Here is a 20,845-nt window from a genome sequence, read left to right as displayed (position 1 = left end):
CGACCCGGCCTCGCCCGGTCACGACACCACCGCCGCAGCCGCCTTGAACCCGGCCCGCGGGCGGGTTACCTGGAGAGGGCCATGACCTCCGATCTCCCACCCATCGTCTCGCCCTGCATCGGCGTCTGCACGCTCGAGGCCGGGACCGGCCTGTGCGCCGGCTGCCTGCGCACGACCGAGGAGATCGCGGCCTGGCGCGACGCCGACAACGCCTGGCGGCTGGCCACCCTGCAGCGGCTGAAGGAGCGGCGGCGCGCCCGCGGCCGCACCAGCGCCGCCGACAGCCGACCGCGCCGGCGCCAGCCGCAGCCCGTCTGAGGACCCGCCATGACCACCGTCACCGTCGCCGCCACCCAGACCTTCTGCAACTGGAACGAGGCCGAGACGCTGGAGCGGGTCGAGGCGCTGGTGCGCCAGGCCGCCGGCCGCGGCGCCCAGATCGTGCTGCCGCAGGAGCTGTTCGCCGCCCCTTACTTCTGCCGCGACGAGCTGCAGAAGCACTTTGCCCTGGCGCAACCGATCGACGGCCATCCGGTGGTGGAGCGGTTCCGCCGGCTGGCGGCGGAGCTGCAGGTGGCGATGCCGGTCAGCGTGTTCGAGCGCGCCAACAACGCCTATTACAACTCGATCGCCATGGTCGATGCCGATGGCAGCGTGCTGGGCGTCTACCGCAAGTCGCACATCCCGGACGGGCCGGGATACGAGGAGAAGTTCTACTTCAACCCCGGCGACACCGGCTTCAAGGTGTGGAACACCCGCTACGGCCGCGTCGGCTGCGGCATCTGCTGGGACCAGTGGTATCCCGAGACGGCGCGCTGCATGGCGCTGATGGGCGCCGATGTCCTCTTGTACCCGACCGCGATCGGCAGCGAGCCGCAGGATGGCGGGCTGGACAGCCAGGCGCACTGGACCCGGGTGATGCAGGGCCATGCCGGCGCCAACCTGGTGCCGCTGGTCGCCTCCAACCGCATCGGCACCGAGCAGGGCGAGCGCTTCAGCCAGACCTTCTACGGCTCCTCCTTCATCGCCGGCCCGACCGGCGAGCTGGTGGCCCAGGCCGGCCGCACCGAGGAGGAGGTGCTGGTCGCCCGCTTCGACCTCGACGCCATCCGGGCCCAGCGCGCCAGCTGGGGCCTGTTCCGCGACCGCCGGCCGGAGCTGTACGGCGCGATCCTGACCTATGACGGGGCCACCCGGCCGTCCTGAGGGCACCATGCGATTGCCTCTCCCGCTTGCGGGCCCTTTCAGAACAGCTGAAGCCGCTTCATTTTAGTCCCCCCTCCCCTTGCGGGAGGGGGGCAGGGGGAGGGGTCTGCGCGCGTCCGCGCGCGAATGGCCAGGGCAGGAACCCGCGGTCCATGCCAGTTCGCGACGGTCTGGGCCGGCTCAAGCCGAGGGAACCCCCTCCCCCTAACCCCCTCCCGCGAGGGGAGGGGGACTCATTTTTTCGATCGAGACCGTTACCGCCCCGCCGTCACCCGGCCTCGGCCAAGCCCTGCCTCTCATCCGCGGCGATCTCGGACAGGACCCAGTCGCGGAAGGCGGTGATCTTCGGGACGTCGCGGCGGCTGTCGAGGTAGACGAGGTAATAGGAGCCCTCGTCGCGGATGCTGTAGGGGAACGGCCGGACCAGGTCGCCGGCGGCGAGCTCGTCGAGGAAGAAGGTCGGGTTGACCAGGGCCACGCCCTGCCCCGCCTGCGCCGCGCGGCCCATCATCTGCTGGTTCTCGAGCCGCAGGCCGCGGTCGGACACGGTGCGCGGCACGGCCAGGCCGGCGGCGGCGAACCAGCGCTGCCAGTAGCCGTCGCCGTCGTCCCAGAACAGCGGCACCTCGAGCAGGTCGCGCGGATCCTTGAGACCGCCGGCGCGGTCGCGCAGCGCCGGGCTGCACAGGGCGGTGTATTCGATCGGCATCAGCGGATGGGCGGCCAGGCCGGGCCAGACGCCCATGCCGTGGCGGATGCCAATGTCGCTGTCGCCGCGGGTGAAGTCGACCAGCTTGGTCTTGGTGTCGAGCCGCACGGCGATGCCGGGATGGGCGAGCTGGAACCGGCCGAGCCGCGGCACCAGCCAGTTGGTGGCGAAGGTGTGGATCGAGGTGATCGACAGCAGCCCGCCGGTGTCGTCCCGCGCCGCGGCGAAGGCGCCGGCCAGCCGGGCCAGGGCCTCGGTCACCGCCGGCGCCAGCCGCTCCCCGGTCTCGGTCAGCGCCACCTTGCGGGTCAGGCGCAGGAACAGCGGCGCGCCGACGCGGTCCTCCAGCAGGCGGATCTGGTAGCTGACCGCCGCCTGGGTCATGCCCAGCTCGGCCGCCGCCTTGGTGAAGCTGAGGTGGCGCGCCGCCGCCTCGAACACCCGGATGGCCGGCAGCGGCGGCAGGCGCGAGGCTGATCCTTCATCCATTAACAGGGCTTATCCGTTGCTTATCGAGAACGCGTTGGTCGAACGCCCGGCGAACGCCGATATTCGTCTCATACAGACCACATCGCAACGACGGCCCGTCGACACGCATCAGCAGGGCTGATGCATCCGGGCCATCCGGAGACCGACATGACCAGCATCGTTCAGCGGGCGCCCGTGCGCCCGATCCCCCGGCTTCGCCCCCGGCGCGGCCTGCTCTCCATCCTGCGGGCCGCCGCCCGGCGGATGCTGCGCCCGGCCGCCGGCAGCATGCTCTACCCCAAGGAGCTGTCCGATCAGCTGCGCCGCGACCTGGGGTTCGACCGGAGCTGAGGACACGTCGAACAATAATTGAACCAATAATACTGTCATGCCCGGGCTTGACCCGGGCATCCAGAGGATGTCGACATCTTCTGGATTGCCGGGTCAAGCCCGGCAATGACAAATAGGGGAATCTCCCTGGAAGCCCCGCAATCATGCGGCGCTGGCGGCTCGGGTCGCCATGGTCTCGGCCGCTTCGGCCAGGAGCCAGTCGCGGAACAGGGCGATCTTGGGGACGTCGCGGCGGGTCTCGAGATAGACGATGTAGTAGGCGACATCCTCGCGCAGCAGCGTCGGGAAGGGCTGGACCAGCTGGCCGGAGGCGAGGTCCTCGGCGAACAGCAGCGGGTTGAGCAGCGCCACGCCCTGCCCCGCCTTCGCCACCTGGCCCATGATCTGCTGGCTGTCGAGCCGCAGCCCCTCATCGGCGATCGAGGCCGGCACCGCCTCCCCCGCCGCGGCGAACCAGCGCTGCCAGGCATCGGCGTCGTCCCACAGCAGCGGCAGGCGCAGCAGGTCGCGCGGATGGCGCAGGCCGCCATCCGCGCGCTGCAGCAGCGCCGGGCTGCACATCGGCGCGAAATCGACCGGCATCAGCCAATGCGCGGCCAGGCCGGGCCACAGGCCCTTGCCGACGCGGATGCCGAGATCGTGCTCGCCGCGGGTGAAGTCGACCATCGCGGTCATGGTGTCGACCCGGACGGTGGTGCCGGGATGGACGGCCTGGAACCGGCCGAGCCGCGGCACCAGCCAGTTCGAGGCCATGGTCAGGACGGTGGTGACCGAGAGCAGCCCGCCGCCGGCGTCGTCGCGCAGCGCGGCGAAGGCCCCGGCCATGCGCGACAGCGCCTCGGTCAGCACCGGCGCCAGGCGCTGCCCGGCCTCGGTCAGCGCCACCTTGCGGGTGAGGCGGTGGAACAGCGGCGCGCCGACCCGGTCCTCGAGCAGGCGGATCTGGTAGCTGACGGCGGCCTGGGTCATGCCCAGCTCCGCCGCCGCGCGGGTGAAGCTGAGGTGCCGGGCCGCCGCCTCGAACACCCGGACCGCGGCGAGCGGCGGAAGCTGGAAGCCTGGCTGGGTGTCCATGGGCGGTCTACGGGCGGTTCAGGATATGTTCCATTCTCGCCCGGGAGGGGCGTTAACTCAAGAGCGGCGGCTGCTCTTGCGGCACGAACCCCCTCCCCCTACCCCCTCCCGCGAGGGGAGGGGGAGGATTCAGAGGATGTAGCCGGCCCTTGCCTCCGCCTCTTCCACACCGTCATTGCGAGCGCAGCGAAGCAATCCATGCGGCCGCTCGTGCGGAACGATGGATTGCTTCGTCGGCTTCGCCTCCTCGCAATGACCGTGAGGGGAATGACCCGTGTCCCGCCCCGCCTCAGTCCAGCGACTGCAGGGTCTCGCGCATGGTTTCCACCAGGCGGTCGATCTCCGCCTTCTCGATGATGAAGGGCGGCGACAAAGCGACGATGTCGCCGGTGGTGCGGATGCCGACGCCCTTCTGGAAGCACTTGATGAACAGGTCGTAGGCCCGGGCGGTCGGGCGGCCGGCGATCGGCTCCAGCTCGACCGCGCCGACAAGGCCGAGGTTGCGGATGTCGATGACGTGGCGGGTGCCCTTCAGGCTGTGCAGCGCCTGCTCCCAGTACGGCGCCAGGTCGGCGACGCGCTCGAACAGCCCTTCCTCGCGGTAGACGTCGAGGGTGGCCAGGCCCGCGGCCATGGCCAGCGGATGGGCCGAGTAGGTGTAGCCGTGGAACAGCTCGATCATGTGCTCCGGCCCGGTCATGAAGGCGTCGTAGATGTGCTTGCGCACGCCGACGGCGCCGGCCGGGACGGCGGCGTTGGTCAGGCCCTTGGCCATGGTCACCAGGTCCGGCTGCACGCCGAAGAAGTCGGCGGCGAAGGGGGTGCCGAGGCGGCCGAAGCCGGTGATGACCTCGTCGAAGATCAGCAGGATGCCGTGCTTGTCGCAGATCTCGCGCAGCCGCTGCAGGTAGCCCTTGGGTGGCATCAGCACGCCGGTGGAGCCCGCCACCGGCTCGACGATCACCGCGGCGATGGTGGAGGCGTCGTGCAGCGCCACCAGCCGCTCCAGGTCGTCGGCCAGCTCGAACCCGTGCTCCGGCAGGCCGTGGCTGTAGGCGTTGCGCGCCAGGTCGTGGGTGTGGCGGATGTGGTCGACGCCGCCGAGCATGGTGCCGAAGGTGCGGCGGTTGGCGACCATGCCGCCGACCGAGATGCCGCCGAAGCCGGTGCCGTGATAGCCGCGCTCGCGCCCGATCAGCCGGGTGCGGGTGCCCTGGCCGATCTGGCGCTGATAGGCCAGGGCGATCTTCATGGCGCTGTCCACCGCCTCGGACCCGCCGCCGGCGGCGAAGAACACGTGGTCGAGGTCGCCCGGCAGCAGCTGGGCGACGCGGGAGGCCAGCTCGAACGCCTTGGGGTGGCCCATCTGGAAGGACGGCGCATAGTCCATCTCCGCCGCCTGGTCCTGGATCGCCTGGACGATCTTCGGGTGGCAGTGGCCGGCGTTGACGCACCACAGGCCGGCTGTGCCGTCCAGCACCTGGCGGCCGTCGACCGTGGTGTAGTACATGCCCTTGGCCGAGGCGTAGAGCCGCGGCGCCGCCTTGAACGACCGGTTCGCGGTGAACGGCATCCAGAAGGATTCGAGGTTGTTCGGGGCGCGCAGGTCGCCGCGGGGCAGGGCATCGTCCATGGGGTGCAACTCCGGTCGGCTGTGGAGGGAACCGAACACGCCGAACGGCCGGCGCCGGCTCGCCCCCGGATCGTGAAGGGCCGGACCGGAGCCTAGGACCGCCCGGATCGCTGGACAAGCGGGCGCGCGCGCCGGACACTGCGAAAACCGCCGGCGGAGGCCGCCCCGATGCCGGCGTTCGGGATTTCGAACAGGAAAACACCCATGGCCGATGGCACGGCCGTCCTCGCCCCTCCTCACTCCGGCGCCGACGACCCGGGCATCGACATCGGCGGCCGGCTGCGGCGGCTGCGCGAGGAGCATGGCTTGAGCCAGCGCGAGCTGGCGCGCCGCGCCGGCGTCTCCAACGCCACCGTCTCGCTGATCGAGCAGAACCGCGCCAGCCCCTCGATCGGCTCGCTGAAGCGGGTGCTGGACGGGCTGCCGCTGAGCCTTGCCGCATTCTTCGCCCTGCCCGAGGGGCCGGAGGACCCGGTATTCTTCCCGGCGGCCGAGCTGACCGAGATCGCGGGCCGGCTCGGCCCGCATGGCGGCGCTCCCGACGGACCCGAAGGACCCGAAGGGCTGATCTCCTACCGCCAGGTGGGCTGCGACCTGTCCGGCCGGGCGCTGCAGATCCTGCATGAGCGGCTGGCGCCGGGCGCCGACACCGGCCCGACGGCGCTGAGCCATGCCGGCGAGGAGGGCGGCGTGGTGATCCGCGGCCGGGTGGAGCTGACGGTCGGCCCGCGCCGCCGCATCCTCGGCCCCGGCGACGCCTATTACTTCCAGAGCCGCCTGCCGCACCGCTTCCGCGTGGTCGGCGAGGAGCCGGCGGAGATCGTCTCGGCCTGCACCCCGCCGAGCTTCTGAGAGCAGGCCCCGCCCGGGCCCGCGGCCCGGGCGCTCGCAGAGGACCTTCCTGTGAGGGCCGGCCCCGCCCCCTCCCCTCGCCCGCAACCGCAAGCACCTCCGGCCCCTCCCGCAAGCGGGAGAGGCGAACCACATCGAATTGTCCTGGAAAGAGAGCATGTCGCGACCGCGGCGGCGTTCAGCTGCTGTCGGGCTTGGGCGGCCTGGACGGCGGGCAGCCGTCTCCGGACTCCTCCGGCGGCTCGGCCCAGCCGTCCGCGGGCAGAGAGGTGGCGGCGACGAGTTCCACGCTCGTGCCGGGCAGGTCGATGATGTCGGCCTCGTCCGAGCCCTGCGGCGGAGGAGCCGAAGGCGGCATGCGGCCGATCTTGCGGCACACCGCCTGCAGGAACTCCTCGGGCGACAGCGTGTCCAGCTGCACGTCCAGGATCTCGTCCTCGACCAGCCTCTCCCACACCCTCGACCGCACGCGTTCGACGTCCCCGGCCTGGTCCGGCCGGGCCACCGCATTGGCGATGGACTCGGCGGCCTGCTCCCGTTTCTGCCGGCGGCGCTCCTGCTCGCCCGACTTCACCCGCCCGGCCTTGCGCATCAGATAGTCGGTGCGGATCCGCTCGGTCATCGCCAGCGACAGCCGCACCGACCGGGACAGCCGCGACTGCGTCAGCCCGAAATCCGGCGTGTCCGGCCCGGCGGGCGTCCTGTCCTGCTGCCGCTCGATCATCCGCTTGGTGCGCAGGTCGGACTGGACCAGCTCGCGCAACGCATCCAGCGCCCAACCCGTCCAATGCATGTCGGGGTCGGTCGGCTTGATCTCGTCGGAGTCGGATTGCGTCCCGTTCATAGAACGTATCATGAACGATAGTCGTGGGCTGGCGCAATGAACATTGCGTGCACTCGCCCGCGGCACGCGCCCGGCCGGGTTCCGCCCTTCGCTGTGACAAATATCGTCCGTATTGACGTTCGCAGGTGGAGGCGCCCCATGAGCGACACTGCCATCGCCAAGCTGTTCCAGACCGGCCATAGCCAGGTCGTGCGCCTCCCTAAGGGGTTTCATCTGCCTGGCAAAGAGGTCCGGGTGCGCCGCTACGGCCGCGGTGTGCTGCTGGAATCGATGGAGCGGAGCGTCGTGGACATCCAGACGATCGTCGCCGAGATCGCCCGGCTGCGCGGCATCGACTTTCCGCCCGAGCGCCGGCCCGAGCAGCCACCGATGCCAGCCGAGACGTGTCGTTGGACGATTGATCGGGGATCGGGAATCGGATCGACGGCAGCGGGGACTTCCGCTCGCTCTTCGAGCAAGAGCAAGAATCCACCAAAAACTCACAGTCTCCTTAAGCAACCACCTAACCTAACAGAGGACGAAACTAAATAATACTTAATCAAGTAAATAAATCAAGCTGAATCGGGCCCTCATAATGAGGAACCGCCCCATCAATCTTTACCTCAATGCCATTTCTATTTAGCGTCACGCAAATTAAAACTTCAATATCTCCAACGATTAATGTCGATGATGCCTTTCGATTTATAATACTGTCCATAGTGAATTGAACAGTATCATCTTCGCCACCGCCGCCATCTCTCAGATCCCGCAGACGAACCTCTCTCACTCCAATGCTCGATGCGCCCGGCGACGGAAGCGCAGTCTCCAAAAGTACACGTCGCTCGCGAAAACTCCCTCTCGAACTACGTTTCTCTTCCGCCATCATTAAAACATCATTCCACTCAACATCAGAGTTGGCTGCAAGCGACATGACCACTTCCAAAATGTCAGAGAGTTCCTCGGTCTTTGCCTTTGGAGAAGAAGCACTACTAAACTCAAATCCCTCTTCAAATAGCTTTCCTATAAGCGCGGCAACAATATCCTCTTTCGCTAGTTTTGCTTCGATCACTCGTTCGCCACTGGCCCTTATTCGGTCGGGTATCCTATCTCGCACGAGTTTCCCAAAGACCTGTCTACCACGGACGCGATTATATTTTGCCGTATTGGGCGGGTCTACGGCTACACCTGCTTGATAAAGCTTATAATAGGTATGGCTAAGCGCTGATCCCTGAATTTCTACTGGCAAGCGCTTCTGCTGCGCAACTTGTATAACTTTATCCAGAAACTCCTCTTCGCGGATTAGTTCAGCGTCTGGATCCAGCTTCAGAGTAACATGCTCATCACCTATAGATTCCAAGTCGGAGTAGCTCTTAATCCTAAATGGTCTGTACTTTGGTGCCTGTCGCGGTGCGGGATCAAAGATTTCTCTGGCGCGAAACCAGGGGACGTTCCTTCCAATGGCAAGAGCTTCTGGAACACCAGAGAACCACATTATCTGCGCACGCCGTCCCAACTTGTTGGCAATATTCGCGGTTCTTATGCCGATTTCCAGGGCATCTTTTTCTGATAGAACTGAACTTCGGCTTCTCCTGCGGAGAATGTCGACATACTCCCAAGATCCGTCGCCACGCTCGCAGAGAAATCTTGGTTTAAATCTTATCCTTTCCGACAAAATTTTTTCACGGCGAATATCAACCTGATAAGAATCGTGAGGCAATACCTGTAGGCCGTCGGGCAGCCCCCACAGAGCATCGACAAAGGCTATTGGCTCTCCAGGATCAGCATATGCCCATGCCCCAACCCGAGCAGGAATAAACGCATGCAGAATAAATGCAAAAGAGGTCGGCTCCAGCCCCCTTTCCTTGAACTCCGCTACGTGGTTGGCAATCCAATCAATTGCGGCTTGCCCATTTACTGTTTCGGTTCGAGGAAGGTTAAATGACATAATCCCTTTGTCAGGCAGGACATCCATCCGCACTACGGCACGGCCATTTGTGAGCCGCTCAATCTCGTCGCGGAGTTGCGTTTGGTCGGCTGAGAGAGCGGCAGCAATATGAGCACCATTGGCAAAATATAATATCGGACATGCACTAGGAGATTCAAAATCGAATTCCATTAAATTCTTTAATTTTTTCCATTCTGTTTCACTTCCCAAGATGTACCGCTCAAATATTTCTGTCGACAAAATATCCGGAACTGAATATTTACCCGAAATATCGATATCATTTGGATCAACACCGCTATCGATCTCATTCCACTCAAAGTCCACTTGTACCAAATACAGAGCTTTTTCGCACACTAACCATTCCACATGAACGCGAGTCGTAATGACCTCGGTCAGCCATCTACCCACCGATCTGAGATTCGCATGGAGCACGAAAATTGATGCGTAAAGCGGTAGCTTCGGATCTGGTCTAGGAGCAAATCGAGAATTGAGTCCTCGAGGTGGCAGCCAACTCGGAACATCGATCTCGTACTGCCATTGGTTTCTTGTTGGGCTAACACGGATTTCGTTGGAGAAGTGTCCCGCACCATCGGGATTTCGGAAAATCTGAATGACTATACCGATTTTTCCAGAAAGACCTCGTACCGATGCGTGCTCAAATATCTTTCGCGCGGCAGCACCAGCATCAACGCCCGTCGCCTCGCTTTGTATACGTATTGAAAGATAGCGACCGCGATCCGCTAGCGTTTCATCCACTCCGCTCGAACGCACAAGGAACCCGTCCTTCGCGTTCGCACGGTGGTCATCAAGCCACACAGCAACGTCCGAATTAGAGAGTATCGCTTCGACTGCATCTCCGGCCCTGTGGCAATCATGCAATCCAATCGATATGCTGATGTACGGTGGACACCAAGCCCGGGGAAGAACGGCTAGTCCAGCAGACTTATTTCCGAACGCAGACGCGTGTCGACGGAATTCCGCAAACGTTCTGAACTCTATTGGATCGCGTTGGCGGTAAAACTGAATTGCCATGTTAATTTCGAGGCTCCTCAGCTCTCACCGCCCTGTTTCGTGGTTCCGATATAAGTTTGAGCAAAATTTTGTAGTGCAGCTATAACGTTGTCTGAAAAATATCCAAATAGAAATCCGAATCCGAGAGAAAAATATGTTCCTCGAAAAGATTCACCTTTGACGAATGGAAGTAGTCCAGAGACGATCAGAAACGCTAGAAAAACCGACACCACACCAGATATAACGGGAACAAGTAGGCGCCACAGAACTCTATCTCTGCTCCACACACCTTTTGCTACAGAGTGATATAGCCATTTTAGATCAAAAATTATTCCACCAGTTATCCCGGCCAAAACACTAGAAAAGATTGCACTATTTCTTTGTTCAGATTCACACTCAGAAACGGAATGTGTATAGAGCTCGACTGTGATGCGCGTTCGGTCAAACACATACCAATATAAATTGACAAAAAGCTGACTATCGCCAGCAATATCAATAAGTACAGCAATTCAAAAGTAATCTGATACCAAGCAGAAGAGTTATAGCGGCTGCGCCACTCTCCATCTTGTCGACCATCAGTGAGATCTATCTTATTCTTTGGATCGCTGGTTGTGCTCATGAACTATGCCAAAAGCGGAAGATGTGGAATTGATCATATCTAGAGCGGGATATTTCCGATAGTCCCACTCATCAGGCTTATTCAGCCCCCGCGCGATCAGTTTTCGAAACCACTGTGATTGCGGTGATGAAGGAACGCCAATTAGGCCTCTTTCTGAAGCGGATCGAACCCAGAGATATTCGGTGAGTATCTCAACATCTTCAGACGACCAACTCAATGGCTTAAACTCTGACCAACTCACCCCTTCTTCTTGCGATGAAAGATCTACAAGATCAAAAGAAAGCGGCAACAAATGAAGATGAGCTTGATCAACCCCACATGAATGCAGACTTTGGTATGGCCCTCCATGCTCAAAGGCATACACCTGACCCAAACGCTGCAGGCGTGGAAGTAAGCTGGCCACAACTGCTTCTAGCTCGATGCGTTCCGATCTATCCAAAAATGTAAAATTCGGAATATGCCGCCGCGGAACCACGAGCAGCCATCCTACCGTCAGGCTACCGAGTGAAGGGAGCACGACAAATTGGCGGGATTCTAACACTGGGACATCAAACAACCCACGGGACGCTTGGTGAGCATCCGTTATCCATCCGAAGCGGTTATTGTCAGCCGATAAGTGATTCATGCTAGGGAATATAAGGTGATTTGCGTGCGCGCGGAAGCCCACGCTAGAGGGGCAAACAGCTATCTACGCACGATGGTTAGATAGCCGCCCAGAGTTAGGTGCTTAGGCCCTCCCCAGGTTCCCCGCTGCCCGCTTGCACTACATCGGGGCTGCCGTCTCGCCACCCCGGACCCCACCGCGCCCGACTGGTTCTCGCTCGCCGAGCTCACCGCCCTCTTCCAGGCCATAGTCATCGACCTGGCGCTGGCCGGCGACACTGCCATCGGCATCGACATGGCTGCGGCCGGGGAAATGCCACCTCTGCCCATCGATTCCCGACCAGCGTCGCACTCACCCAAACGATATCCGGCGGAGTATGTTCGGGGAGTAATGAGCGCGCTATAAAAGGCCCATGGGATTCGGGGTCTTCATCCACCGCTCAGATTCGATCTACGACGACAGCCCCGCTGAACGATACCAGTTTCCCAGCCAATATCTTCGTCGGGTTCAGGCCTGCGTCGGCGACTGGATCATCTACTACGAGCCCCGAAAAATCGTCGCGACCCGCGGCTATTTCGCCGTGGCGAAGGTCCAGCAGGTCATTCGCGACCCCGGCGTATCCAGCATGTATCTCGCCCTGATCGAGCCAGGAAGCTACCTGGACTTCGCCAATCCCGTGCCGTTCAGCGACGCTGGGGGCGTGGTGGAGCGAGGCGTGTTGAACGAGCAAGGGCAGATCTCCGGCCGCGCGCAGTCGGCCGTCCGCCCGATCTCCCCGGCCGATTTCAACCGCATCATCACGCTGGGCCTGGATCTGTCCGAACCCGTGCTGCCACGCGTCGGCGATCCCATTTCCCCTATCGGCTTCCAGGAAGAGCAGGCGCCGATGGAATTCGAGCAGAGTCGCGAAAGGGTGAATGTCATCACCTCTCGGGTCGTCCGCGACCGCGTGTTCCGCCAGATCGTCCTGCGGGCCTATGACCAGCGCTGCGCGATCACCAGTCTCAGGCTGATCAATGGCGGCGGCCGGGCGGAGGTCGCTGCCGCGCATATCCGGCCGGTCGAGGCGAACGGACCCGATATCGTCAGCAACGGGCTTGCCCTCTCCGGCACGGCGCATTGGATGTTCGATCGCGGGCTGATCAGCCTGGGTGACGACCTGGATATCCTGATCTCACGACAAGCCAATGACCAGGACAGCATCCGGGCCTTCATCAACAGGACCGGCCGGGCGCACAAGCCTCAGAGAACGCTCGATCGGCCACATCCACACTTCCTCCGGTGGCATCGGGAGCACTGCTTCAAGCAGTGACGTGAGGCGGCGACCACGTCATGGCAGGGCGAGCGTGATGCGCCGGGTTCCCTCCCCCGCCATCCTGCGTTAAACCGGCACCGGCCGTCGGCCGCTCCGGATTTCCTCTGCATCGGACCCCGCCATGCCCGACTGGTTCTCGCTCGCCGAGCTCACCGCCCTCGTCCAGGTCGTGATCATCGACGTGGCGCTGGCCGGCGACAACGCCATCGTCGTCGGCATGGCCGCGGCCGGGCTGGCCGCCGAGGAGCGGCGCCGCGCCATCCTGTGGGGCATCGTCGCCGCCACCGTGCTGCGCATCGTCTTCGCCCTGTTCACCACCCAGCTGCTGCAGATCGTCGGCCTGCTGTTCGCCGGCGGCATCCTGCTGCTGTGGGTGTGCTGGAAGCTGTGGCGCGAGCTGCGCGCCGACCACGCCGCCGAGGCCGCGGCGCTGAACGGGGGCGAGGCGGCCGAGGCCGGCGGGGGCGGTTCCGGCGGAGGGAACCCCCTCCCCCTGGCCCCCTCCCGCGAGGGAAGGGGGGACTCGAAAGGAGTCCCGACCAAGACCTTCCGCCAGGCCGTCACCCAGATCGTGCTGGCCGACGTGTCGATGTCGCTGGACAACGTGCTGGCCGTGGCCGGCACCGCGCGCGACCACCTGGAGGTGCTGATCGTCGGCCTCGCCCTCTCCGTCGCGCTGATGGGCCTGGCCGCCAACTTCGTCGCCCGGCTGCTGCACCGCCACCGCTGGATCGCCTATGTCGGGCTGCTGATCATCCTGTATGTGGCCGTCGTCATGATGTGGGATGGGGCGCACGAGATCTGGGCGGTGGCCAAGCCGGCCGTGGCGGGCTGACCGGCTCGCTTTCTGCGAGGGTGGTTCTCGCGGAGGGACGCCCCTCCCCCTAGCCCCCTCCCGCGAGGGGAGGGGGGACTCATAGGGCCTCATCGTCTCGGGCCGATGAGGCGGGTTCAGGGCGGAGCCCGCCCCCTCACCCTCCCGTCGCCAACGCGACGGGCCCCTCCCTCTCCCCGAGGCTGTCGGGCTCACACATTGCCTCTTCTGAGTCCCCCCTCCCCTTGCGGGAGGGGGTTAGGGGGAGGGGTTCTCTCGGCTCGAACCGAGCCAGACTGTCGCAAACCGGCTCGGACGGCGAGTTCGGTGCCCGCCCATTCGCGCGCGGACGCGCGCAGCCCCTCCCCCTGCCCCCCTCCCGCAAGGGGGGACTTTAAAAGCCCGTTTCAGCGATGTGTGAATCCGATAGCTCCCGAGGAGAGGGGAACAAGGTGCCGGTGCCCCTTCACCTCTTCTGGGGAGAGGTCGACATCGCGGCGGCGGCGCTACGGGGCCCAGGCCAGGAAGGCGTAGGTGGCGGTGTAGGGCACGCCGACCAGCGTGTCCGGCCGCACCGGCGGGGCGGCGGGGGCGGCGCCGCCATGGGTGGCGAGGCGCTGCACATAGGCCACCCGGGCCAGCAGGCCCGGCGCCGGGTCGTCCGTCACCGCCACCAGCAGCCAGGGAATGTCGGCCGGATCGGGCGCCGGCGCCGAGACCACCGGCACCGCCGGGTCGTGCGCCACCCTGCTGCCGTCCGCCGCCTCCCAGGACGGGCCGGCATAGTGGAAGATCGCGATCCGGCCGCCGTCGCCGGTCAACCGGGCCAGCGGCGCCTGCAGCACCCAATGCGGCGCGCCGCCGGCCTCGGCGACGCTCTTGTAGATCTGCACGCCCGAGGCTTCGGCGGTGAACAGCAGCCGCGCGCCCGGCGGCTGCAGCGCCGGCGGCGCCTCCGCTGCGGCGACCGTCTGGGGCGCGACCGCCGGCAGCGCGCCCAGCAGCAGCCAGGCGGCCAGGACCCATCTCCGCATCGGGTACTCCTTCACCCCGTCGACCGGTTCCCCCTTGCCGCCGTTCGCCGCGGCCCCGCCACGGGTTGCGGCGCCTATTCGTCGCGATAGGTGCGGACGATGCCGGCGGGGCGGAGCTCGGCGTCGTCGGGGTCCTGGCCGAATTCGCGGCGGGCGCGGCGCTGGCGCAGCAGGTCCCAGGCGCGGTCGAGCTCGACCTCGATTTCCTTCAGCCGCTTCAGCTCGGGATCGCTCGGCCGGCCGCCGGACCACAGCCGCTCCTCCTCCGCCACCAGCTTCTCGATCCGGTTCAGCACGGATTGGTCGGTTGTCACAGCACGGTGTCTCCCTCGCTATCGTCCGAATCGAGAGTAGCGCAAAGCGCGGGCCGTGACAGGGGCGCGACGGCTCGCCGCTGTTCGCCGCCGGTTCGGCGCGGCAGCGGGGCGGACCGCTACCTCTGCGCTTGACTCCGGCCGGCTGCGGTATGAACATCTGTTCATTGATCGAGCAGAATCACAATCTGTCCGATCGACCGTCAGGCGCCGCCGCCCGAAACGGCGTAGGCTTCCGGCGGGAAGAGAGCGAGACCGCGGATAGACGCGGCTTTGGAGGAACAACCCGAGGAGGCCACCATGCCCTGGAAGATGTGCAAGGCCCTGGCCGGCGCCGGCGCGCTGGCGCTGCTGCTGTCGTCCGCTTCGGCGATGGCGCAGCAGAAGCTGACCATCGCCACGGTCAACAACGCCGACATGATCATCATGCAGCGCCTGTCGAAGGACTTCGAGAAGTCGAGCGGCATCGCCCTGAACTGGGTGGTGCTGGAGGAGAACGTGCTGCGCCAGCGTGTCACCACCGACATCGCCACCAATGGCGGCCAGTTCGACGTGCTGACCATCGGCACCTATGAGGTGCCGATCTGGGCCGGCCAGGATTGGCTGCTGCCGATGGACGACCTGCCGGCCGACTATGCGCTCGACGACGTGCTGAAGCCGGTGCGCGACGGGCTTTCGCATGACGGCAAGCTGTATGCCCTGCCGTTCTATGCCGAAAGCTCGATGACCTTCTACCGCAAGGACCTGTTCGACAAGGCCGGGCTGAAGATGCCCGACCAGCCGACCTACGACCAGATCAAGGAATTCGCGGCCAAGCTGCACGACCCGTCGCACGAGATCTACGGCATGTGCCTGCGCGGCAAGCCGGGCTGGGGCGAGAACATGGCCTTCGTCGGCCCGCTGGTGAACACCTATGGCGGCCGCTGGTTCGACGAGAAGTGGGAGCCGACGATCGACACGCCGGCGTGGAAGGAAGCCATCACCTACTATGTCGACCTGCTGAAGAACTACGGCCCCCCGGGCGCGCCGTCGAACGGCCACAACGAGAACCGGGCGCTGTTCGCCAGCGGCAAATGCGCGATGTGGATCGACGCCACCTCGGCCGCCGGCTACCTGTACAACCCGAAGGACTCGACGGTGGCCGACAAGGTCGCCTTCGCCCAGGCGCCGATCGCCAAGTCGCCGAAGGGCAACCACTGGCTGTGGTCCTGGGCCCTGGCCGTGCCGAAGTCGACCAAGGCGCCGGACGCCGCCAAGAAGTTCATCGCCTGGGCCACGTCCAAGCCCTATATCGAGGCGGTGGCGAAGAGCGACGGCTGGACCGTGGTCCCGCCCGGCACCCGCAGCTCGACCTACGCCAACCCCGAGTACCAGAAGGCCGCGCCCTTCGCGTCCTTCGTGCTGAAGGCGATCGAGACCGCGGACCCGAACGACGCCACGGTCGAGAAGGTGCCCTACACCGGGGTGCAGTTCGTCGGCATTCCGGAGTTCCAGGCCATCGGCACCGAGGTCGGCCAGCAGATCGCCGCCGCCCTCGCCGGCTCGGTCACCGTCGACGCCGCGCTGAAGTCCGCGCAGGACGCGGCGGATCGGGCCGTGACCCAGGGCGGGTACAAGTAAGGGCCTCGTCTCCCCGGCTGGATGTTTTTCCAGTCCCCCCTCCCCTTGCGGGAGGGGGGTAGGGAGAGGGGTCTGCGCGCGTCCGCGCGCGAATGAGGTGGACACTCTCCGATATCACCGCGGCCACGCATCAGCGCCAGCTCAGGCCGAGAGAACCCCCTCCCCCTACCCCCTCCCGCGAGGGGAGGGGGGACTCAAAAAGAATTCCCGCGCCCGTCGCGCATCGCGTCAGGAAAGGATGCATGCCATGGCCGCCATCGCCTCGACCCGGCGCAAGGCGACGCTGCTGCTCGCCCCCTCGGTCACGGTCCTGGCCCTCTGGGCCTTCGTGCCGCTGGCGGCGACGATCTATTTCTCGACCCTGCGCTGGAACCTGATGAATCCGGCGCGGCGCGGCTTCGTCGGCCTGGGCAACTACACCTACCTGCTGAGCGACCCGTCGTTCTGGGACGCGATCCAGAACACGCTGATCCTGGTCGGCTCCGTGCTGGCGATCACCGTGGTGCTGGGCACCCTGATCGCGCTCCTGCTGGACCAGCCCTTCCCCGGCCGCGGCATCGTCCGCGTCCTGGTAATCGCGCCGTTCTTCGTCATGCCGACGGTCAGCGCGCTGGTGTGGAAGAACATGATGCTGCACCCGGTCTCCGGCGTGCTGACCTGGGTGGCGCGCGCGGTCGGGCTGCAGCCGATCGACTGGCTGAGCCAGGCGCCGCTGGCCGCCATCATCATCATCGTCGCCTGGCAGTGGCTGCCCTTCGCCGTGCTGATCCTGCTGACCGCGCTGCAGTCGCTGGACCATGAGCAGCGCGAGGCGGCGCGGATCGACGGCGCCGGGCCGATCGCGATGTTCTTCTACATCGTGCTGCCGCATCTGATGCACGCCATCGGCGTGGTCATCATGGTGATGACCATCTTCCTGCTGTCGATCTTCGCCGAGATCCTGGTCACCACCAATGGCGGCCCGGGCACAGCCAGCACCAACCTGACCTACCTCGTCTACCGGAACGGCCTGCAGCAGTTCAATGTCGGCAGCGCCTCGGCCGGCGGCGTGGTCGCCGTGATCCTGGCCAACATCGTCGCCTTCTTCCTGGTGCGCGCCCTGGCCCGCACCCTGCGCAAGGGGAGCTGAGCCATGGCCATGCAACGCAGCCGCCAGCAGGCGATCGGCGTCACCATACTGGGCTGGGCGGTCGGGCTGGTCCTGTTCTTCCCGATCGGCTGGATGATCCTGACCAGCTTCAAGACCGAGATCGAGGCCTTCGCCACGCCGCCGTCGATCTTCTTCACCCCGACGCTGGAGAACTACGTCGCGGTCAATTCGCGCATCGACTATGTCCACTACGCCCTGAACTCGGTCTACATCGCCTTCGGCTCGACCCTGCTGTGCCTGATCATCGGCGGCATGGCGGCCTATTCCATGGCCTTCTTCCCGACCAGGCGGACCGAAGGCACGCTGTTGTGGATGCTGTCGACCAAGATGATGCCCGCGGTCGGCGTGCTGGTGCCGATGTATCTGGGCTTCCGCGACCTCGGCCTCCTGAACACGGTCACCGGCATGGTGCTGCTGATGACCCTGGTCAACCTGCCGATCGTGGTGTGGATGCTGTACACCTATTTCCGCGACTATCCGCGCGAGATCCTGGAGGCGGCGCGGGTGGACGGCGCCGGGTCGTGGCAGGAGATGCTGTACATCCTGCTGCCCACCACCCTGCCCGGCATCGTCTCGACCTCTCTCCTGACCATCATCCTGAGCTGGAACGAGGCGTTCTGGAGCATCAACCTGACCGGGCCGGATTCCGGGCCGCTGACCGCCTTCATCGCCTCCTTCTCCAGCCCCGAGGGGCTGTTCTGGGCCAAGCTGTCCGCCGCCTCGACGCTGGCGATCGCGCCGATCCTGGTGCTGGGCTGGCTGTCGCAGCGCCAGCTGGTGCGCGGTCTGACCTTCGGGGCGGTGAAGTGAGCCATGGCTGACGGCTACGACTTCATCATCGTCGGCGGCGGCAGCGCGGGGTGCGTCGTCGCCAGCCGGCTGGTGACCGAGCGCCGGGCCCGGGTGCTGCTGCTGGAGGCCGGGGGGCGGCGCGGCAGCCGCCTGCTCGACATGCCCGCCGGCTACATGAAGTTCCTGAACCAGGACACCTACCTGACCCTGAACCAGACCGTGCCGCAGGAGCAGCTGGGCGGCCGCGCGCCCATCATCCCGACCGGCAAGCTCTTGGGCGGCGGCAGCGCGGTCAACGCCATGGTCTATATGCGCGGCCGGCCGCAGGACTATGACGGCTGGGACGCCGAGCTCGGCGGCAATTCCGGCTGGGGCTGGGCCGACCTGCTGCCCTATTTTGTCAAGCAGGAGGGCAACGACCACCTCGGCGCGCCTTTCCACGGCACCGACGGGCCGCTGAAGGTCTCGCATCTCGGCCAGCACTGCGCCATGAGCCGCGCCTTCGTCCAGGCGCTGCAAGGCCTGGGCGTGCCCTACCGGCCGGACTTCAACGGCGGTGAGCAGGCCGGCGTCGGCTTCATGCAGCACACCATCGACGCCGCCACCCGCACCCGCTGCAGCGCCGTCGCCGCCTTCCTCGGCCCCGTGCTGCGCGACCCGAAGCTGACGGTCGAGACCGGCGCCGCCGTCACCCGCATCCTGGTCGAGCGCGGCCGCGCCACCGGCGTCGACTACGTCAAGGACGGGCAGAGCCGCCGCGCCGGCGGGGCCGAGGTGATCCTGGCCGCCGGCGCCTATGCCTCGCCCAAGCTGCTGATGCTCAGCGGCATCGGCCCGGCTGCGGCGCTGGGCCGGCACGGCATCCAGGTCAAGGCCGACCTGCCGGGCGTCGGCGCCAACCTGCAGGACCATCACGAGGTGCCGGTGGTGGCCGCCACCAACGGCGCCTATGGCTATTTCGGCCAGGACCGCGGCCTGCCGATGGTCAAGGCCGGGCTGCAATACCTGATGTTCAAGACCGGGCCGGTGACCACCACGGGGGTCGAGGCCTGCGCCTTCATCGACCCGGACGGCGAGGACCAGAGCGACCCGAAGCTGCAGCTGTACTGCGTGCCCACCGTCTATCTCGACCGCGACGTCACCGGCGTGGCGCCGACCGACGGGGTGACGCTGAATGCCTGTCTGATGCGGCCGCAGGCGCGCGGGTCGGTGGCGCTGCGCTCGGCCGACCCGGCCGACCCGCCGCTGATCGACTGCGCCTTCTTCGGCGACCCGGAGGATCTGCGCCTGTCGGTGGCCGGGCTGCGCTATGCCCGCCGGGTGCTGGCCGCCGACCCGGTGCGGCGGATGGTGACCGGCGAGATCTTCCCCGGCGACGCCGCCACCAGCGACGACGACCTGGCGGCGCATTGCCGGCGCACGGTCAAGACCAACTACCACCCGGTCGGCACCTGCCGCATGGGGCCGGAGAGCGATCCGACGGCGGTGGTCGACCGTGAGTTGCGCGTGCGCGGGGTGGAGCGGCTGCGCGTCATCGACGCCTCGATCCTGCCGCGGGTGACCAGCGGCAACACCAACGCCCCGGTGCTGGCGGTCGCCGACCGGGCCGTCGACCTGATTCCGAATTAGCTCTGTTGTGATGGAGAAGACCATGTACCGCGAGAAATTCGACCTTTCCGGCCGCGTGGCGGTGGTGACCGGCGGCGGCCGCGGCATCGGCCGGGCCACCTGCGAGGCGCTGGCCGAGGCCGGCGCCAAGGTGGTGGTGGCCGAGATCCTGGCGGATATCGGCGCCGACACCGCCAAGGCCGTGGGCGGCGAGTTCATCAGGCTGGACGTCACCGACCCCGACGCCGTGACCAAGGCGGCCGACGACGTCCGGTCGCGGCTGGGCCGGGTCGACATCCTGGTCAACAATGCCGGCATGGCCCGCAACAGCGACGCGCTGGAGACCAGCGACGAGGAATGGCGCAAGGTCATGGACCTGAACGTCAATGCCGTCTTCTGGTGCGCCCGCGCCTTCGGCAAGCACATGGTGGCGGCCAAGAGCGGCAGCGTGGTCAATATCGGCTCGATGTCCGGCATCATCGTCAACAAGCCGCAGGGCCAGGCGCATTACAACGCCAGCAAGGCCGCGGTGCATCTGCTGACCAAGTCGCTGGCCTGCGAATGGGCGCCGCACGGGGTGCGGGTGAACGCCATCGCCCCCGGCTACATCGCCACCGACATGACCCTCGCCGGCCGGACCAAGAAGGAATGGTACGACCAGTGGATCGAGATGACGCCGATGGGCCGCTGCGGCGAGCCCTGGGAGATCGCCGCCACCGCCCTGTTCCTGGCGGCCGACGCCTCCGGCTTCTTCACCGGCGCGATCCTGGGGCCGGATGGGGGGTATACGGCGTGGTGAGGACGGTCTGACGAGGGACTGGCGCAACCTCTCACCGTCATTGCGAGGAGGCGAAGCCGACGAAGCAATCCAGGGCAGTGCGAGCGGCTCTGGATTGCTTCGCT

20 protein-coding genes are annotated in these 20,845 nt (G+C 65.7%); 12 read left to right on the top strand and 8 right to left on the bottom strand.

Going from position 1 to position 20,845, the window contains the following annotated elements; translation table 11 throughout:
• Positions 1–81: 81 nt before the first annotated feature.
• A complete protein-coding gene (locus tag QFZ27_RS19820) occupies positions 82–318 on the top strand; it encodes a DUF1289 domain-containing protein (RefSeq protein ID WP_429228120.1) in 237 nt (78 codons plus the stop codon).
• A 9-nt stretch (positions 319–327) separates the two neighbouring features.
• Positions 328–1,206 carry an N-carbamoylputrescine amidase gene (aguB, locus tag QFZ27_RS19815; RefSeq protein WP_429228119.1) on the top strand — a complete coding sequence of 293 codons (879 nt, stop codon included), beginning with the start codon at positions 328–330 and terminating at the stop codon, positions 1,204–1,206.
• Positions 1,207–1,474: 268 nt separating this feature from the next.
• Here aguB and gcvA (QFZ27_RS19810) read toward each other — a convergent pair whose 3' ends face one another.
• A complete protein-coding gene (gene gcvA, locus QFZ27_RS19810; RefSeq protein ID WP_429228118.1) occupies positions 1,475–2,404 on the bottom strand; it encodes a transcriptional regulator GcvA in 930 nt (309 codons plus the stop codon).
• Positions 2,405–2,551: 147 nt separating this feature from the next.
• Between gcvA (QFZ27_RS19810) and QFZ27_RS19805 the strand changes: the two genes are divergently transcribed.
• Complete coding sequence (locus QFZ27_RS19805) at positions 2,552–2,734, top strand: hypothetical protein (RefSeq protein WP_429228117.1); 183 nt, start codon at positions 2,552–2,554, stop codon at positions 2,732–2,734.
• Positions 2,735–2,875: 141 nt separating this feature from the next.
• Here the strand turns inward: QFZ27_RS19805 and gcvA (QFZ27_RS19800) are convergent, their stop codons facing one another.
• Positions 2,876–3,808: a transcriptional regulator GcvA gene (gene gcvA, locus QFZ27_RS19800; RefSeq protein ID WP_429228116.1), complete on the bottom strand. Its 933-nt coding sequence runs from the start codon at positions 3,806–3,808 to the stop codon at positions 2,876–2,878.
• A gap of 289 nt (positions 3,809–4,097) precedes the next feature.
• Positions 4,098–5,441 carry an omega-aminotransferase AptA gene (aptA, locus tag QFZ27_RS19795; protein WP_429228115.1) on the bottom strand — a complete coding sequence of 448 codons (1,344 nt, stop codon included), beginning with the start codon at positions 5,439–5,441 and terminating at the stop codon, positions 4,098–4,100.
• A 204-nt stretch (positions 5,442–5,645) separates the two neighbouring features.
• On the opposite strand from aptA, the gene QFZ27_RS19790 reads away from it, so the two are divergent.
• The gene (locus QFZ27_RS19790) at positions 5,646–6,293 is read left to right on the top strand and encodes a cupin domain-containing protein (RefSeq protein ID WP_429228114.1); all 648 of its coding nucleotides are present in this window, start codon (positions 5,646–5,648) and stop codon (positions 6,291–6,293) included.
• 178 nt (positions 6,294–6,471) lie between these two features.
• On the opposite strand, the gene QFZ27_RS19785 is transcribed toward QFZ27_RS19790, so the two are convergent.
• Positions 6,472–7,137 carry a hypothetical protein gene (locus QFZ27_RS19785; RefSeq protein ID WP_429228112.1) on the bottom strand — a complete coding sequence of 222 codons (666 nt, stop codon included), beginning with the start codon at positions 7,135–7,137 and terminating at the stop codon, positions 6,472–6,474.
• 138 nt (positions 7,138–7,275) lie between these two features.
• Between QFZ27_RS19785 and QFZ27_RS19780 the strand changes: the two genes are divergently transcribed.
• A complete protein-coding gene (locus tag QFZ27_RS19780; RefSeq protein ID WP_429228111.1) occupies positions 7,276–7,668 on the top strand; it encodes an antitoxin in 393 nt (130 codons plus the stop codon).
• Between the two features lie 7 nt (positions 7,669–7,675).
• Here QFZ27_RS19780 and QFZ27_RS19775 read toward each other — a convergent pair whose 3' ends face one another.
• Positions 7,676–9,877, bottom strand: coding sequence for a hypothetical protein (locus QFZ27_RS19775; RefSeq protein WP_429228110.1), 2,202 nt, complete (start codon positions 9,875–9,877; stop codon positions 7,676–7,678).
• 785 nt (positions 9,878–10,662) lie between these two features.
• Positions 10,663–11,166 carry an HIT family protein gene (locus QFZ27_RS19770; RefSeq protein ID WP_429228109.1) on the bottom strand — a complete coding sequence of 168 codons (504 nt, stop codon included), beginning with the start codon at positions 11,164–11,166 and terminating at the stop codon, positions 10,663–10,665.
• Between the two features lie 541 nt (positions 11,167–11,707).
• Between QFZ27_RS19770 and QFZ27_RS19765 the strand changes: the two genes are divergently transcribed.
• Together QFZ27_RS19765 and QFZ27_RS19760 are read left to right on the top strand one after the other, a co-directional pair.
• Positions 11,708–12,607 (top strand): HNH endonuclease, encoded by a 900-nt coding sequence (locus QFZ27_RS19765; protein ID WP_429228108.1) that lies wholly within the window; start codon positions 11,708–11,710, stop codon positions 12,605–12,607.
• Positions 12,608–12,731: 124 nt separating this feature from the next.
• Positions 12,732–13,445 carry a TerC family protein gene (locus QFZ27_RS19760; protein ID WP_429228107.1) on the top strand — a complete coding sequence of 238 codons (714 nt, stop codon included), beginning with the start codon at positions 12,732–12,734 and terminating at the stop codon, positions 13,443–13,445.
• 485 nt (positions 13,446–13,930) lie between these two features.
• Here the strand turns inward: QFZ27_RS19760 and QFZ27_RS19755 are convergent, their stop codons facing one another.
• Positions 13,931–14,458 (bottom strand): DUF3455 domain-containing protein, encoded by a 528-nt coding sequence (locus QFZ27_RS19755; RefSeq protein WP_429228106.1) that lies wholly within the window; start codon positions 14,456–14,458, stop codon positions 13,931–13,933.
• A gap of 74 nt (positions 14,459–14,532) precedes the next feature.
• Positions 14,533–14,772, bottom strand: coding sequence for a DUF2630 family protein (locus QFZ27_RS19750; RefSeq protein ID WP_429228105.1), 240 nt, complete (start codon positions 14,770–14,772; stop codon positions 14,533–14,535).
• A gap of 300 nt (positions 14,773–15,072) precedes the next feature.
• On the opposite strand from QFZ27_RS19750, the gene QFZ27_RS19745 reads away from it, so the two are divergent.
• From QFZ27_RS19745 to QFZ27_RS19725, 5 genes are all read left to right on the top strand, one after another.
• Complete coding sequence (locus QFZ27_RS19745; protein ID WP_429228104.1) at positions 15,073–16,392, top strand: ABC transporter substrate-binding protein; 1,320 nt, start codon at positions 15,073–15,075, stop codon at positions 16,390–16,392.
• A 247-nt stretch (positions 16,393–16,639) separates the two neighbouring features.
• Positions 16,640–17,521 carry a carbohydrate ABC transporter permease gene (locus QFZ27_RS19740; RefSeq protein WP_429228103.1) on the top strand — a complete coding sequence of 294 codons (882 nt, stop codon included), beginning with the start codon at positions 16,640–16,642 and terminating at the stop codon, positions 17,519–17,521.
• A 3-nt stretch (positions 17,522–17,524) separates the two neighbouring features.
• A complete protein-coding gene (locus tag QFZ27_RS19735) occupies positions 17,525–18,352 on the top strand; it encodes a carbohydrate ABC transporter permease (RefSeq protein WP_429228102.1) in 828 nt (275 codons plus the stop codon).
• A gap of 3 nt (positions 18,353–18,355) precedes the next feature.
• Complete coding sequence (locus QFZ27_RS19730) at positions 18,356–19,963, top strand: GMC family oxidoreductase (protein ID WP_429228101.1); 1,608 nt, start codon at positions 18,356–18,358, stop codon at positions 19,961–19,963.
• Between the two features lie 22 nt (positions 19,964–19,985).
• Complete coding sequence (locus QFZ27_RS19725) at positions 19,986–20,741, top strand: SDR family NAD(P)-dependent oxidoreductase (RefSeq protein ID WP_429228100.1); 756 nt, start codon at positions 19,986–19,988, stop codon at positions 20,739–20,741.
• Positions 20,742–20,845 lie beyond the last annotated feature (104 nt).

The organism is Inquilinus ginsengisoli (genome assembly GCF_050434925.1).
In the GTDB taxonomy this organism is placed as follows: domain Bacteria; phylum Pseudomonadota; class Alphaproteobacteria; order DSM-16000; family Inquilinaceae; genus Inquilinus; species Inquilinus ginsengisoli_B.
Note: the sequence above shows the minus strand (reverse complement) of the source record. Positions and strands in the feature narration are given on the sequence as shown.

Bases quoted from the DNA above. Each gene is read 5' to 3' on its own strand.
- QFZ27_RS19820 (WP_429228120.1), top strand. From the start codon at position 82: ATGACCTCCGATCTCCCACCCATCGTCTCGCCCTGCATCGGCGTCTGC.
- gcvA (WP_429228116.1), bottom strand. From the start codon at position 3,808: ATGGACACCCAGCCAGGCTTCCAGCTTCCGCCGCTCGCCGCGGTCCGG.
- QFZ27_RS19755 (WP_429228106.1), bottom strand. From the start codon at position 14,458: ATGCGGAGATGGGTCCTGGCCGCCTGGCTGCTGCTGGGCGCGCTGCCG.
- QFZ27_RS19805 (WP_429228117.1), top strand. From the start codon at position 2,552: ATGACCAGCATCGTTCAGCGGGCGCCCGTGCGCCCGATCCCCCGGCTT.
- QFZ27_RS19745 (WP_429228104.1), top strand. From the start codon at position 15,073: ATGCCCTGGAAGATGTGCAAGGCCCTGGCCGGCGCCGGCGCGCTGGCG.
- gcvA (WP_429228118.1), bottom strand. From the start codon at position 2,404: ATGGATGAAGGATCAGCCTCGCGCCTGCCGCCGCTGCCGGCCATCCGG.
- QFZ27_RS19740 (WP_429228103.1), top strand. From the start codon at position 16,640: ATGGCCGCCATCGCCTCGACCCGGCGCAAGGCGACGCTGCTGCTCGCC.
- QFZ27_RS19785 (WP_429228112.1), bottom strand. From the start codon at position 7,137: ATGAACGGGACGCAATCCGACTCCGACGAGATCAAGCCGACCGACCCC.
- aguB (WP_429228119.1), top strand. From the start codon at position 328: ATGACCACCGTCACCGTCGCCGCCACCCAGACCTTCTGCAACTGGAAC.
- QFZ27_RS19730 (WP_429228101.1), top strand. From the start codon at position 18,356: ATGGCTGACGGCTACGACTTCATCATCGTCGGCGGCGGCAGCGCGGGG.
- aptA (WP_429228115.1), bottom strand. From the start codon at position 5,441: ATGGACGATGCCCTGCCCCGCGGCGACCTGCGCGCCCCGAACAACCTC.
- QFZ27_RS19780 (WP_429228111.1), top strand. From the start codon at position 7,276: ATGAGCGACACTGCCATCGCCAAGCTGTTCCAGACCGGCCATAGCCAG.
- QFZ27_RS19725 (WP_429228100.1), top strand. From the start codon at position 19,986: ATGTACCGCGAGAAATTCGACCTTTCCGGCCGCGTGGCGGTGGTGACC.
- QFZ27_RS19790 (WP_429228114.1), top strand. From the start codon at position 5,646: ATGGCCGATGGCACGGCCGTCCTCGCCCCTCCTCACTCCGGCGCCGAC.
- QFZ27_RS19760 (WP_429228107.1), top strand. From the start codon at position 12,732: ATGCCCGACTGGTTCTCGCTCGCCGAGCTCACCGCCCTCGTCCAGGTC.
- QFZ27_RS19735 (WP_429228102.1), top strand. From the start codon at position 17,525: ATGGCCATGCAACGCAGCCGCCAGCAGGCGATCGGCGTCACCATACTG.
- QFZ27_RS19765 (WP_429228108.1), top strand. From the start codon at position 11,708: ATGGGATTCGGGGTCTTCATCCACCGCTCAGATTCGATCTACGACGAC.